This is a genomic window from Streptomyces sp. NPDC096176 (genome assembly GCF_044763255.1).
GTDB lineage: Bacteria > Actinomycetota > Actinomycetes > Streptomycetales > Streptomycetaceae > Streptomyces.
The window spans coordinates 302,232-314,445 of sequence record NZ_JBIWFV010000005.1 but is presented as its reverse complement, the minus strand read 5'-3'; the positions used below and the strand labels follow the sequence as shown (position 1 = coordinate 314,445).

Sequence of the window (12,214 nt, the reverse complement as noted above, 5' to 3'; positions counted from 1 at the left end):
TCCGGGGCGTCGGTTGCGAACCCGGGGGCGGATCGGGATGTCTCACCGCGTTTCGGGCACGGCGACGGCGTCAGCCCTCCTGTGCCGCCTCCTCCGGTTCCGCCAGGACCGCGAAGGTGGCGCCCTGATTGTCGGTGAGCACGGCGATCCGCCCGTACGGGGTGTCGAAGGGCGACGTACGGACCCGGCCGCCGAGCGCGGCGACGGTGTCGGCCGTCCTGCCGCAGTCGGCGACGCAGAAGTAGACGAGGAAGTGGCCGGGCATCTCGGGCGGGAACTCGTCGGTGATCAGGCTGCGCCCGCCGACGGCGGTGCTCTCGCCCGGCTTGGTACCGGCGGGCGACCACATGCGGAAGCCGGCCATGTCGCCGGTCAGGTCGGTGCCCTGGAGGCCGAACACGGACTCGTAGAAGGCGTCGGCGCGCTCGGCGTCGCGGGTGTACACCTCGGTCCAGCAGAACGAGTTCGGTTCGCCCTGCTTCTCGAAGCCGGGCCGCTTGCCCGCCTGCCACAGGCCGAACACCGCGCCTCCGGGGTCGGCGGCGACCGCTACGACCCCGTCGTCGCCCACGGGCAGCGGGGCGCTGATCACCTGGCCGCCCTTCTCGGCGATCCGCCGGCCCATGCCCGTGGCGTCGTCGGTGGCGAAGTAGACGCCCCAGACGGTGGGCATGCGGCCGTCCCGCTTGGGTGTGAGGGCTGCGACGAGTCGTCCGTCGCTGTAGGCGTCGGCGGGGCGGGCGCGGACGCCGCCGGGGACCTGACCGCCGCCTCGTTCGGTGAAGGTCCACCCGAAGAGCTCGCCGTAGAAGCGCTTGCCCGCCTCCACATCGGGGAGCGATGCGTCCACCCAGCACGGCGTGCCCTCTGTGAATGAGGCCATGGACCCGGTTCCCTTCGCGCGCGTGTGGTGCCCGTCACCCTCAAGCTAATGGGGCATCACGCCGTGCGCTCGAGATCAAATCGAACGTTTGCTCGTAAAACGGCCGCTTCCGGCGGTTTCGGGGTGATCGGCCGGGATGGTCGGGCCGTCCGCCGGAGCCGATTTTGTTGAGTTGTCCACCGAAGTTGTCCACAGGCTGTTGATAACACTATTGCCGCGTGTGCATGGCACCCCATTTGCAGTCGGCCGAATCGCGCGCCGATCACCCCTCGGTAAGCTGACGGCATGACAGGACAAGTGCGTACCGTCGACGGCCGGGTGGCCGGACGACGCGGTCAGGCGACGCGGCAGAAGCTGCTCGACTGCCTCAGCGAGATGCTCAGCTCCTCGCCGTACCGGGACGTCAAAGTCATCGACGTGGCCCGGAAGGCGGGGACTTCGCCCGCGACGTTCTACCAGTACTTTCCCGATGTCGAGGGTGCCGTCCTCGAAATCGCGGAGGAAATGGCCAAGGAGGGCGCGGAGTTGACCGAACTGGTCTCCGGCCGCTCCTGGACCGGCAAGGCCGGCTGGCAGACCTCGGAAGAACTGGTCGAGGGATTTCTTGATTTCTGGCGTCGCAACGACGCGCTCCTGCGTGTGGTCGACCTCGGCGCCGCCGAGGGCGACAAGCGGTTCTACAAGATCCGCATGAAGATCCTGAACTCGGTCACCAACTCCCTCGCCGACGCGGTGAAGGAGCTCCAGAGCAAGGGCAAGGTGGACAAGGACGTCAGCCCGGCGGCGATGGCCGGCTCGCTGGTGGCCATGCTGGCGGCGGTCGCCTCCCATCAGAAGGGCTTCACCACCTGGGGTGTGAAGCAGGCCGAACTCAAGCCGAATCTGGCCCTGTTGGTGCACCTGGGCATCACCGGAAGGAAGCCGACGAAGTAGTTCCCGGCACGGAGCCTTGTCCTCCGTGCCGTATGTGCGAGTCCTGTCATGTCGATGGCGGCCCCCCTCTCCGGGTGGCCGCCGTCGGCGTTCTCGGGCCGGAGTGGTCGCAGGGCGCTGCTAGGGTGTCGTGCGCTCGTCAAGCGAGCCCATCCACCAATGCTTTCAACGGGGGTTGAAACGTGAAGATCCGTCATGTCCGCGCCATCGCCGTCTTCGGGATCGCGCTCGTCGCACTGACCGGGGCCCGTGGCTCCAACGGCGGCGGCTGCGACAACTCCAGCAGCTCCAGCAGCTCCTCGAGCAGCAGTGGCGGCAGCGGCAGCCGCGACGACGACAACTCCAGCAGCACCGGTGGCTCGCTGCCCGGCGGCTCCAGTGCCGACAAGGCCGCGCGCGACGTGACCATCGACGAGTGCAAGCTCGACGACGCCGGCAAGAACCTCACCGCGAAGATCACCATCAGCAACAGTGACTCGCTGGACTACGCCTACGACGTCACCATGAAGTTCACCGGCGATCTCGGCAGCACCACCGCTCCGGCCACCGCCACCAAGACGGCGATCGCCGTTGTCGCCGGTGCCTCCGAGACCGCGGTGCTCAGCACCCCGTACACCGGAACCGGCGACGGCTCCGAGTACACCAAGTGCGAGGTCTCCCGGGCCTCCCGCAGCTGAGCCGGGAAAACCGCTAACGCAGCCGGAAGCCGCCCCTGCCCCGACCGTTCGTGAAGAGCTCGGCCTGCCGCCCCGGCGGCAGATTGCCGAGCGCCACCAGGTGCGGGGCATGGGCGAGCGCGCGGGCCCGTGCCCCCTCGGTGGCTGACCACAGGGCCCGTACCGTCCCCTGGACCGCGTCCGTCGGATACGACGCCATCACCGCTGCCGCTCGCAGCGCCGCCTGCGCCGCGCAGCCCGGGTCCGTCAGCTCGGAGACCAGGCCGATCTCGTACGCCCGCCGGGCCGACATGCGCTCCGCCGTGCCCATCAGCGCCGTTCTGGCCGCCTCGCCGGGCGGCATGCGCTGGGCCATGAAAACGGACTCGTAGGCGCTGACCATCCCGTAGGTCGTGTGCGGGTCGAAGAACGTCGCCTCGTGCGAGGCGATCAGGAACTCGCTCTCCCCCAGCAGGTAGAAGGCCCCGCCGCAGGCCATCCCCTCCACCGCCGCGACCACCGGCTTCCACAGGTCGTTCGCCTTGGGGCCGATCGTGAGCAGCGGATCGTCGATCGAGTACGGGGACGAGGGCTGCGGCACCTCGGCGGCGCGGTCGATGCCCGTGCAGAACGCGCGGGCGCCTGCGCCTGTCACCACCGCCGCCCGTACGGTGTCGTCGCGGCGGAACTCACACCAGGCGGCGGAGAGTTCGGCTGCGGTCGCCAGGTCGATCGCGTTGTGTTTCGCGGGCCGGTCGAGGGTGACCAGGGCCACGCCTGTGTCCTTGTCCGTCTCCACCCGCAGACTCATGGCCGTTCCAGCAGCCAGCGTGGCAGGACGATTCCGTCACCGGCGGTGGTGAACGCGACCTTCACGCCCGCGCCGATGCGCAGCCGGGCCGCAGGGACCGAGTTCAACGGCGCGTCGGGGGAGGCGACCACATTGCCGACGAGCCGGATGCGGGGGGCGTCCAGCAGTTCGACGACGACGGCGTTGTAGGGGGCTTCCGCGGCGTACGCGGGAAGCAGCGGCGGGTGGGGGAGCACATACGACCAGATGCGGCCCCGGCCGCTCATCAGCCGCCATGCGCTGTCGAAGGACCCGCAGTGCGGGCAACACGGCCGGGGCGGGAAGCGCAGCTCGCCGCAGGCGGGCGCGGCGCAGGCCTGGACGCGCAGCTCGCCGCCGGCGGCGTACTCCCAGAACGGGGCGCCGTCGTCGTCGACGACCGGCATCAGATGTCCACTGGCGGAGTTCGTCATCCCTCGTCTCAACTCCTCAGAAGCACGGCCGAGGTCGGAACGCCCTCACCGGCGGTCACCAGACATCTCCCTGCGTCCGGCACCTGGGCGGTGGACGTGCCGCGCAGTTGCTTCACGCCCTCGTTGATCAGGTTGAATCCGTGGACGTACGCCTCGCTGAGGCCGCCCCCGCCGGTGTTCAGGGGCAGTCGGCCGCCGATCTCCAGGGCGCCGCCCTCGGTGAAGGCCGCCCCCTCACCCCGTCCGCAGAAGCCGTAACCCTCCAGCGACAGCGGGATCAGCGGGGTGAACGCGTCGTATATCTGCGCCACGTCGACGTCCTGCGGCCCGAAGTCGGCCTGCTTCCACAGCTGTCGGGCCGCGGTCCAGGCGGGCCCGGTGAGCGGGTCGTCGTTCCAGTAGTTGACCATTCCGTGGTGCTGGGCGGGCAGTCCCTGGGCGACCGAGTGGACGTACACCGGCTTCTGCCGGCAGTCGCGGGCGCGGTCGGCGCCGACGATCACACAGGCAAGGGCGCCGTCCGTCTCCAGGCAGTTGTCGAAGAGGCAGAGCGGCTCGCTGATCCAGCGTGCGGTCATGTACATCTCGCGGGTCAACGGTCGTTCGTACATCATCGCGGCCGGGTTCTGGTTGGCCCGGTTGCGGCAGGCGAGGGCGACGTTGAAGAGGTGGTCGCGGGTGGCGCCGTACTCGTGCATGTAGCGGCGGGCCAGCATGCCGATCTCGTCGGCGGGCCGCAGCAGCCCGAAGGGGCGGGTCCACTGGGCGGGTGTGGGCAACTGCACCGCCGTGTTGGTCCAGGGGCGCGGGCCGGAGCCCCGTTTGCGTGAGCGCCAGGCGACGCCGACGCTCGCCTGGCCGGTGGCGACGGCCGCGGCGAGATGTGCGACGGTGGCGCAGGAGCCGCCGCCCCCGTAGCCGATCTTGGAGAAGAAGGTGACGTCGCCGGCGCCGATCGCCTTGGCGATCTCGACCTCGTCGGTCTCCTCCATCGTGTAGGAGGCGAAGCCGTCGACCTCCGATGGTGCGATGCCGGCGTCGTCGAGCGCGGCGAGGATCGCGCGGCAGGCCAGGGTCCGCTCCGACTCCGGCAGGTGCTTGGCGAAGGTGGTCTGGCCGATTCCGGCTATCGCTGCTCGGTCCTTGAGGGTCGCCATGCGGGGAGCGTACAGCTAATCTGACGTACCGTCAGCTACTGCGACGCGAGGGAGGCTTGCGATGCGACGGGGCGACCTGGAGTGGGGCTCCATACCGGAGTTGGTGCGCAGTGCGGCACGGCGGTACGGCGAGCGGGAGGCCGTCGTCGACGGCCGCACCCGCGTCTCGTACGAGGAGCTCGGAGAACGCGTCGAGCGTGCCGCCGCCGCGTGCATCGCCTCCGGCCTGCACAAGGGCGACCGGGTCGCGATCTGGGCGCCCAACACGCTCGAGTGGATCGTCTGCGCCCTCGGCGCCGTGAGCGCGGGCGGCGTGCTCGTACCGCTCAACACCCGCTTCAAGGGCACGGAGGCCGCTTATGTGCTGCGGCGCTCGCGTGCCAGGCTCCTCTTCATCACCGGCACCTTCCTCGGCACCTCCTACGTCGCCTCCCTGCGCCGCTCGGACGTAGAGCTTCCCGAGCTCGAGCAGGTCGTGGTCCTCGCCGACAGCGCACCGGAGGACTACCGCACCTGGAAGGACTTCCTTGCAGGCGGCGACGGGGTCGGCGCCGGCCGGGTGCGTGAGCGGGCGGGCACCGTCACGGCCGTCGACCCTTCCGACATCATGTTCACCTCGGGCACCACCGGCCGCCCCAAGGGCGCCGTCATCACCCACGCCCAGACCCTGCGCTGCTACGACCTGTGGAGCGAGCTGGCCGGACTGCGCGAGGGCGACCGCTACTTGATCGTGAACCCGTTCTTCCACACCTTCGGCTACAAGGCCGGCATCATCGCGTGCCTCACGCGCGGCGCGACGATGGTCCCACAGTCCGTCTTCAACGTCGACACCGTCCTCGCCAACATCGCAGCCGAACGCATCTCCGTCCTGCCGGGCCCGCCGACCCTGCACCAGGCGCTGCTCGACCACCCGGCCCGTGACCGCCACGACCTGAGCGCCCTGCGTCTTGTCGTCACCGGCGCCGCCGTCGTCCCGCTCCGACTGGTGGAGCGGCTGCGCGGCGAACTGCGGATCGCCACCGTCCTGACGGCGTACGGCCTCTCCGAGGCGAGCGGCATCGTCACCATGTGCCGCCGCGGCGACGACCCCGCCACCATCGCCGCCACCTCGGGCCGCGCGATTCCCGGCACCGAGGTCCGCGTCCTCGCGTCGGCGCCGGGCGAGCCGGGCGAGGTTCTGGTCCGCGGGCACAACGTCATGCGCGGCTACTTCGAGGACCCCGACGCCACGGAGGAGGCCGTCACACCCGACGGCTGGCTGCGCACCGGGGACGTCGGCGTCCTCGACGAGGAAGGGAACCTGCGGATCACCGACCGGATCAAGGACATGTTCATCGTCGGCGGTTTCAACGCGTACCCCGCCGAGATCGAGCAACTGCTCGGCCTGCACCCGGACATCGCGGACGTCGCCGTCATCGGCGTGCCGGACGCCCGGCTCGGCGAGGTGGGCAAGGCGTACGCCGTCCGCCGCCCCGACTCGACGCTCACGGCCGACGACCTGATCGCCTGGTCGCGGCGGGAGATGGCGAACTACAAGGTGCCCAGGCAGGTCGAGTTCGTGGACAGCCTGCCCCGCAACGCGAGCGGGAAGGTCCTCAAGACGGAGCTGCGGTCCTGTTCGAGCCGCTGAGCGAGCCACCGGCCCGGCACCCGAGCCACCGGCCCGGCACGCGTGGTGCCGGGCCGGTGGCGGTGCCGGTCGGGGCGGGTCAGCCGTGGAGGCGGACCGGGATCTGCTGCCAGCCGTACGCGATGAACGACGGGACCTGCGTCAGCTCGTCCGGCTTGAACGCGGGCGCGAGGTCCGGGTACCGCTCGAACAACGTGGGCAGCGCGGTCATCGCCTCCATACGGGCCAGCGGCGCCCCGATGCAGCGGTGCACGCCGATCCCGAACGACAGGTGGTCGTCGGCCGCGCGCGTGGCGTCGAAGGCCGCCGCCTCCTCCCCGTAACGGGCCGGGTCGTTGCCGGCCGCCGCGTAGGTCGTCAGGATCGCGTCGCCCGCCGGGATGGTGACGCCGCCCATCGTGATGTCCGTGACCGCGAACCGCAGAGGCAGGCTGGCGATGGACGGTCGGACCCGCAGCACCTCCTCGATGACCTGCTCCCAGCTGATCTCACCGGCCCGTACGGCGGCGAGCTGCTCGGGGTGCTCGAGCAGCGCCACGACCGCGTTGCCGATGAGGTTGACCGTCGTCTCGAAGCCCGCGCCGATGACGAGCAGCAGGGTGTAGAGGAGCTCCTCGTCGCTGAGCCGGTCGCCGTCCTCGTCGCGGACCTTGATCAGCTCGGTGGTCATGTCGTCGCCCGGGCTCTCGACCTTGTGGCCGATGAGCGAGCCGAGGACCGTGCCGATCTGCTCCTGGACCCAGGCGGCCCGCTCGGGGCTCGGGTCGGAGGTGTCCATGAGGGCAGCGATGAGCCGGCCGGTGTCCTCGCGCAGATGGTCGGGCACGCCGAACAGCTCGCAGATCATCCGCATGGGCAGTGGTTGCGCGAACGCGGCCTTCACGTCCACGACGGAGCCGTCGGCGCCGTCGGCGTCCAGCTTGTCCAGCAGCTCCGCGGTGATGGCCTCGACCCGTTCGCGCATCGCCTCGGTGCGGCGGGCGGTGAAGCTGGGCGCGACGAGCTTGCGGAGCCGGGTGTGGTCGCTGCCGTAGGTGGAGAGCATGTTGATCACGCCGACCCAGCCCATGATCCAGCCCCACTCGGGGTGTTCGCCGATTTTCGGGAACAGCGACCAGTGTCTGCGCGGGTCCTTGCTGACCTCGGGGTTCAGGATGAGTGCCTTGAGAGTGTCGTAACCGGTGGGCGCCCAGGCGGGTATGCCGCCGGGCAGCTCGACGGGCACCACCGGTCCGAGCGAGCGCAGACGGGCGCTCTCGGCGATGATGTCGGCGCCGAACGGATCGACGGCCACTCGGGTGGACACGGTCATGAACGGTCTCCTGCCTGGTCGGGGCTACGGGGAGTGAATCTGACGGGCAGCGCCGTCAGCGATCGGTGGAACGGTCCGGGCCGCCAGGTGAGCCGCTCGCGCGGCACCACCGGCTCCAGGTCGGGAAGCCACTGGGTGAGGCGTTCGATCGCCTCGGTGGCGATCAGCACGGCGGGCTGCTTGACCGGGCACGCGTGCTCACCCGCCGAGAACGAGAGGTGTGACGCGTCGTGCCGGTGATGCGTCCCGGCGAAGGCCTGCTCGGAGAAGTGGCCCAGTGCGCCGTAGGACACCACGACCGGGACCGCCGCCCGCACCCACACGCCGTGGAAGGACACCGACTCGCGGGCGAAGTGGATGCCGTAGTTCGCCAGCGGCGTCTCGTAGCGCAGCACCTCGAGTACGGCGTCCATCACCGGGCGGGAGCCGCTGGTGAGGGTGGAGTAGTAGGCGGGGTTGCCGAGGATGCGCGAGAGGGCGTTGGAGACGAGGTTGGCGCTGGGCTCGTGGCCGGCGCCGAGGGTCAGGAAGACCTGCCAGGTCACTTCCTCCGGCGTGAGCGCCAGCGGATGGTCCAGCAGCCAACTCGTGATGTCGGGGCCGCGCCGCGCCGACTTGGCGGCGATCAGCTCCAGTACGTACTTGCCGTACTCGGCCTCCCCCTCCGCCGCCCTGTCGCCGCCCTCCATCATCGCGCCGAGCGCGGCGTCCAGGCGGCCGGACTCGCTGTCGGGCAGGCCGAAGAGGTTGTTGAAGACCAGCGCCATCAGCGGGCGGGCGAAGCCGGCCACCAGGTCGGCCTGCCCGGCCGGGCCGAACCGGCCGACGAGCACGTCCACCGAGTGGTGCACGCGCTCGCGCAGGTCGTGCGGCTCGACCAGGTCGAAGGCGTCGACGAGGGTGCGCCGGTAGCGGATGTGCGCGTCTCCGTCGGCGAAGAGGGTGTTGGGCCGCCAGCGCATCATGCCGAGCACGGGCGAGTCCTCCGCGACCGTGGCCTCCCACGCCCGCGGGTCGTGCGACCAGGTCTCGGTGTCGTGCAGCAGGTCGAGGGCGGCGCGGCGGTCGGTGACGACGTACGCCGGGACCCCGGGGGCGAGCTCCGCCCAGCCGACGGGGCCCTGGGCCCGCAATGCCTCGTAGTAGCGGTGCGGGGCGGTCGCGAAGCCCTCCTCCCACAGCCGTACGGGCGCGGAGAGGGAGAAGGCGTCGGAGCGGGCGGGATAGGCGGCGGTCACCGTGCCTCCGTCTGCCGGCTGTTGAGGTGGATGAGGTGCTGGACGAGGGCGAGCAGCGCGTCGACGGAGGAGTTGGTGTCACGCGCGTCGCACATCACGAGCGGGGTGTCCGGCTCGAGGTCGAGGGCGCGCCGCAGCTGCTCCTCGCCGTAGCTCTTGGAGTCGGGAAAGGTGTTGAGGGCGACGGCGTACGGCAGGCCCGACTCCTCGACCATGCCGAGGACGTCGAAGGAGTCGTCGATGCGGCGGGTGTCGACGAGGACGAGCGCGCCGAGGGCGCCGTACGCGATGTCGTTCCACAGCGAGCGGAACCGCTCCTGGCCTGGGGTGCCGAACAGGTAAAGGACGATCCCGCCGCCCAGCGAGATCCGTCCGAAGTCGATGGCGACGGTGGTGGCCGTCTTGTCGCGCACCCCGGCGAGGTCGTCGACCGTCGCCGACGCCTCGGTCAGATGCTCCTCGGTGTGCAGCGGCCGGATCTCGGAGACGGAGTCGATCAGCGTGGTCTTGCCGACGCCGAACGGGCCCGCGACGAGGATCTTGACGAGTTGGCGTGCGGTGTCCGGCAGATGGAGTCCGCCGTCGCGGGAGGGCCGGCCGGAGACCGGGACGGCCGGGGCCGAGCCGGTGCCCGGGGCTGAGCCGGTGCCCGGGGGCGGGCCGAAGCCCGGGGGCGGGCCGGCGGTTGCGGGCGGGCTAGAGCTTGAGGGCGCGGAGGCCATCGGCCACTCTCTTCAACAGGTCACGGTCGGGCAGGGCGGCGATCGGGACCGGCGGGCGTGCGCTCACCAGCCCCTGGTCGATCAGGGAGGCGGCGAGAACGCGCACCGCGGAGACCGGCAGCTCCAGCAGCGCTGCCGTCTCCACCACGGTCAGCGACCCGCCGTCCAGCGCCTCCAGCACGGCGTGCTGGGCGGCGGGCAGTTCGGCGGGCGCGGGGCCGCCGGTGCCGGTCAGCACCGACAGGCGTTCCAGGCTGTTGCGACTGGGCCGCGCCACCCCGCCCGTGGCGAGGTAGGCGGGGACCAGGGGGCGGCCGCTCCGGCGGCCGGTCATGCCGGTGTGCCGCCGTCGGCGCCGCGGGGCGCCGCGGCCATGGCCTTCTCGCCGAGCCTCGCCACCTGGGAGTGGACCCGGTGGCCGAGCAGGTCGAGCCGCACCTCCGGGTCGCCGTACGCCGCCACACAGGTGCCGTGGTCGGTGGGGGCGATCAGGATGTAGCCGTGGTCGGACTCGATGACGACCTGGCGCAGATGGGCGGCGCTCTCGTCGGCGAACGCTGCGGCGGCCGTACGGCACGCACCCTGGACGGTGCTGATGATCGCGGCGACGCGCTCCGCCGACTCCTGGGACAGGGCAGCGGAGTAGCCGGAGACGAGTCCGTCCCTGGTCAGCAGGGCGGCGGCCCGGACATGCGGGATCTCGAGGATCGGGTCGAGCACCCAGGCCGTTTCACCGGGTTCGCGGCTGGTCATCGGGAATCGGTCCCTTCGGTTTCGGCGGTGTTGCGCGCCGCGGCTGTTGCGGACTGCAGGGCGCCCAGGGCCGCGGCGGTCTCCTCGGGCGTACGGGCGGACGCGGCCGGGGACGGGCCGGCGGCGGTCGTGGGCTCCGCACGGACCCGGCGGCGGCGCTGCGGCAGCTGCTCGCCGTCCGGGGTGGGGTCGGGCACCGGCGCGTGGACGGGCTCGTCGCTGTGTGCGGGAGCGGGAGCGGGAGCGGGAGCTGGAGCGGGAGCGGGCGCGGGAGGGGCGGCGGGGGCCGGTGCCGCCGTCGCGGGCGCGGCGGCGCGCTCGGGCTGCTGTGCCGGGTGTGCCCGCTGCGCCTGCTCGGGCGCGAGCTCGGGCTCCACCGTCTGCCGCGTGGAACGGGCGGCGCCCGCGGCCGGCGGGTGCAGGACCGGGTCGATACGGCTCAGCAGATGGTTCTTGACGAGCAGCACGGCCCGTACACCGCCGTAGGGCGACGGCGTGGACAGATCGACGGACAGGTCGAACTGCCGGGTGAGCTGACCGATCGCCGCGAGGCCCATCCGGGGCGGGTCACCCAGGTCGGACAGCAGGATCGGGTCGCTTCCGGCCACCAGCCGCTGCGCGGCGTCCCTTTCGTCGCTCGCCATGCCGACGCCGGCGTCGTCGACGGTCACGGACACGCCGTGGTGGGCGCGTTCGAGGTGGACCACGACGGTGGTGTCGGGGGCGGAATGCCGCAGCGCGTTGTCGAGGAGTTCGGCCACGATGATGGCGACGGGCTCGACGGCGTGCGAGACGAGCGCGGTGCCCGGCTCGAGGTGGTTGTGCACCCGGACGCGGTGGTAGCCGACGAGCCGGGCCTGGCCGCCGGTCACGGCGTCGACGAGGTGCGACTCCTCGCGGGCGAGTCCCACCCACGCCCCGCACACGACGGCGGCGACCTGGGCGCGACGCAGCGACTGCTCGTTCTCGTGGTCGAGGTCGAACAGCGTCTGGGCCAACTCCGGGTCGTCGTACCGCTGCTGGAGCCCGCGCAGCACGTCCTGGAGGCGGTAGAGACCGGCCTGGATCTCACGGGTGGCGCCGCGCATGCCCGCCCGGGCGGCGGCGTCGACGCGTTTGCGCTCCTGGGCCATGGCGGTGAGCAGGGCCTGTAGGACCTGGTCCATGCCCTTGCCGAGTTCGCTTCCGGCCACTGCCGGCTGGAGAGGTCCGGGGACCTGGACGTGCGGGTGGGCCGCGCGGGTGGCCTCGGCGGGCATGCGCCGGTCGGCGAGATGGGTGACCTCCGCGGCGAACGCCAGGGCGGCACGGTCGACTTCGTGCCGGGCGGCCTCGAGGTGCGACCGGAGTCGGGCGATCTCCTGGCGCTGCCGGGCCCTTTCCCGGCGGGAGCGGATGAGCCCGCCTCCCAGTGCGAGTGCCGACAACGTCCCGGCGGCCAGGCCGCCGGCGGCCAGGTCCGGTATCTCGATCATCGATTAGACCTCGGAAGGGCAGGGTGTGGGGGCGTCGTGAGGGCGGACTCCGCCAAGTACACACTGCCGCCGAGCGGTTGCGCTCGGTTTCCCGCCAAGATCCTTTTGGTTTTGTCCGATCGGTGCCCAATTATTTACGAAGTGCCTGAGTGGGCATCAGGAGACGCTGCCACGACAGTGCTTGCACGGGGC

At 71.4% G+C, this 12,214-nt stretch carries 13 protein-coding genes; 3 read left to right on the top strand and 10 right to left on the bottom strand.

The annotated features are described in order from the left end of the window. Positions 1–70 precede the first annotated feature (70 nt). Positions 71–883: a VOC family protein gene (locus ACIQ7Q_RS16180; protein WP_403861353.1), complete on the bottom strand. Its 813-nt coding sequence runs from the start codon at positions 881–883 to the stop codon at positions 71–73. Positions 884–1,168: 285 nt separating this feature from the next. Here ACIQ7Q_RS16180 and ACIQ7Q_RS16175 point away from each other — a divergent pair, with 285 nt between their 5' ends. Then, on the top strand, positions 1,169–1,816 hold the full coding sequence (locus ACIQ7Q_RS16175; protein WP_403861350.1) for a TetR family transcriptional regulator: 648 nt from the start codon (positions 1,169–1,171) through the stop codon (positions 1,814–1,816). A gap of 182 nt (positions 1,817–1,998) precedes the next feature. After that, positions 1,999–2,493, top strand: a complete 495-nt coding sequence (locus ACIQ7Q_RS16170) for a hypothetical protein (RefSeq protein WP_403861347.1) — start codon at positions 1,999–2,001, stop codon at positions 2,491–2,493. A 13-nt stretch (positions 2,494–2,506) separates the two neighbouring features. On the opposite strand, the gene ACIQ7Q_RS16165 is transcribed toward ACIQ7Q_RS16170, so the two are convergent. Genes ACIQ7Q_RS16165 through ACIQ7Q_RS16155 form a run of 3 tightly spaced genes read right to left on the bottom strand, consistent with a single transcriptional unit; the run spans position 2,507 to position 4,892 of the window. Continuing rightward, entirely contained in the window at positions 2,507–3,283 is a 777-nt protein-coding gene (locus ACIQ7Q_RS16165) for an enoyl-CoA hydratase/isomerase family protein (RefSeq protein WP_403861344.1), read from the bottom strand. After that, complete coding sequence (locus ACIQ7Q_RS16160; RefSeq protein WP_403861340.1) at positions 3,280–3,735, bottom strand: Zn-ribbon domain-containing OB-fold protein; 456 nt, start codon at positions 3,733–3,735, stop codon at positions 3,280–3,282. The genes ACIQ7Q_RS16165 and ACIQ7Q_RS16160 overlap by 4 nt, the downstream gene beginning before the upstream one ends. An 8-nt stretch (positions 3,736–3,743) precedes the next feature. After that, complete coding sequence (locus tag ACIQ7Q_RS16155; protein ID WP_403861337.1) at positions 3,744–4,892, bottom strand: lipid-transfer protein; 1,149 nt, start codon at positions 4,890–4,892, stop codon at positions 3,744–3,746. 61 nt (positions 4,893–4,953) lie between these two features. On the opposite strand from ACIQ7Q_RS16155, the gene ACIQ7Q_RS16150 reads away from it, so the two are divergent. Then, complete coding sequence (locus ACIQ7Q_RS16150; protein WP_403861334.1) at positions 4,954–6,522, top strand: FadD3 family acyl-CoA ligase; 1,569 nt, start codon at positions 4,954–4,956, stop codon at positions 6,520–6,522. 79 nt (positions 6,523–6,601) lie between these two features. Here ACIQ7Q_RS16150 and ACIQ7Q_RS16145 read toward each other — a convergent pair whose 3' ends face one another. The 6 genes from ACIQ7Q_RS16145 to ACIQ7Q_RS16120 are packed head-to-tail and all read right to left on the bottom strand — an operon-like array spanning position 6,602 to position 12,022. Then, positions 6,602–7,834 carry a cytochrome P450 gene (locus ACIQ7Q_RS16145; protein WP_403861331.1) on the bottom strand — a complete coding sequence of 411 codons (1,233 nt, stop codon included), beginning with the start codon at positions 7,832–7,834 and terminating at the stop codon, positions 6,602–6,604. Then, positions 7,831–9,072 carry a cytochrome P450 gene (locus ACIQ7Q_RS16140; protein WP_403861328.1) on the bottom strand — a complete coding sequence of 414 codons (1,242 nt, stop codon included), beginning with the start codon at positions 9,070–9,072 and terminating at the stop codon, positions 7,831–7,833. Before ACIQ7Q_RS16140 ends, ACIQ7Q_RS16145 begins: the two co-directional genes overlap by 4 nt. After that, a complete protein-coding gene (locus ACIQ7Q_RS16135; protein WP_403861325.1) occupies positions 9,069–9,794 on the bottom strand; it encodes a GTP-binding protein in 726 nt (241 codons plus the stop codon). The genes ACIQ7Q_RS16140 and ACIQ7Q_RS16135 overlap by 4 nt, the downstream gene beginning before the upstream one ends. Then, positions 9,769–10,128, bottom strand: coding sequence for a DUF742 domain-containing protein (locus ACIQ7Q_RS16130; RefSeq protein ID WP_403861322.1), 360 nt, complete (start codon positions 10,126–10,128; stop codon positions 9,769–9,771). Before ACIQ7Q_RS16130 ends, ACIQ7Q_RS16135 begins: the two co-directional genes overlap by 26 nt. After that, on the bottom strand, positions 10,125–10,547 hold the full coding sequence (locus tag ACIQ7Q_RS16125) for a roadblock/LC7 domain-containing protein (protein WP_403861319.1): 423 nt from the start codon (positions 10,545–10,547) through the stop codon (positions 10,125–10,127). Before ACIQ7Q_RS16125 ends, ACIQ7Q_RS16130 begins: the two co-directional genes overlap by 4 nt. Beyond that, positions 10,544–12,022, bottom strand: coding sequence for a sensor histidine kinase (locus ACIQ7Q_RS16120; RefSeq protein ID WP_403861316.1), 1,479 nt, complete (start codon positions 12,020–12,022; stop codon positions 10,544–10,546). Before ACIQ7Q_RS16120 ends, ACIQ7Q_RS16125 begins: the two co-directional genes overlap by 4 nt. Between the last annotated feature and the right edge of the window lie 192 nt (positions 12,023–12,214).

Excerpts from the sequence above, each read along its gene's own strand:
- ACIQ7Q_RS16180 (WP_403861353.1), bottom strand. The coding sequence starts at position 883 with ATGGCCTCATTCACAGAGGGCACGCCGTGCTGGGTGGACGCATCGCTC.
- ACIQ7Q_RS16175 (WP_403861350.1), top strand. The coding sequence starts at position 1,169 with ATGACAGGACAAGTGCGTACCGTCGACGGCCGGGTGGCCGGACGACGC.
- ACIQ7Q_RS16165 (WP_403861344.1), bottom strand. The coding sequence starts at position 3,283 with ATGAGTCTGCGGGTGGAGACGGACAAGGACACAGGCGTGGCCCTGGTC.
- ACIQ7Q_RS16160 (WP_403861340.1), bottom strand. The coding sequence starts at position 3,735 with ATGACGAACTCCGCCAGTGGACATCTGATGCCGGTCGTCGACGACGAC.
- ACIQ7Q_RS16155 (WP_403861337.1), bottom strand. The coding sequence starts at position 4,892 with ATGGCGACCCTCAAGGACCGAGCAGCGATAGCCGGAATCGGCCAGACC.
- ACIQ7Q_RS16150 (WP_403861334.1), top strand. The coding sequence starts at position 4,954 with ATGCGACGGGGCGACCTGGAGTGGGGCTCCATACCGGAGTTGGTGCGC.
- ACIQ7Q_RS16145 (WP_403861331.1), bottom strand. The coding sequence starts at position 7,834 with ATGACCGTGTCCACCCGAGTGGCCGTCGATCCGTTCGGCGCCGACATC.
- ACIQ7Q_RS16135 (WP_403861325.1), bottom strand. The coding sequence starts at position 9,794 with ATGGCCTCCGCGCCCTCAAGCTCTAGCCCGCCCGCAACCGCCGGCCCG.
- ACIQ7Q_RS16130 (WP_403861322.1), bottom strand. The coding sequence starts at position 10,128 with ATGACCGGCCGCCGGAGCGGCCGCCCCCTGGTCCCCGCCTACCTCGCC.
- ACIQ7Q_RS16125 (WP_403861319.1), bottom strand. The coding sequence starts at position 10,547 with ATGACCAGCCGCGAACCCGGTGAAACGGCCTGGGTGCTCGACCCGATC.
- ACIQ7Q_RS16120 (WP_403861316.1), bottom strand. The coding sequence starts at position 12,022 with ATGATCGAGATACCGGACCTGGCCGCCGGCGGCCTGGCCGCCGGGACG.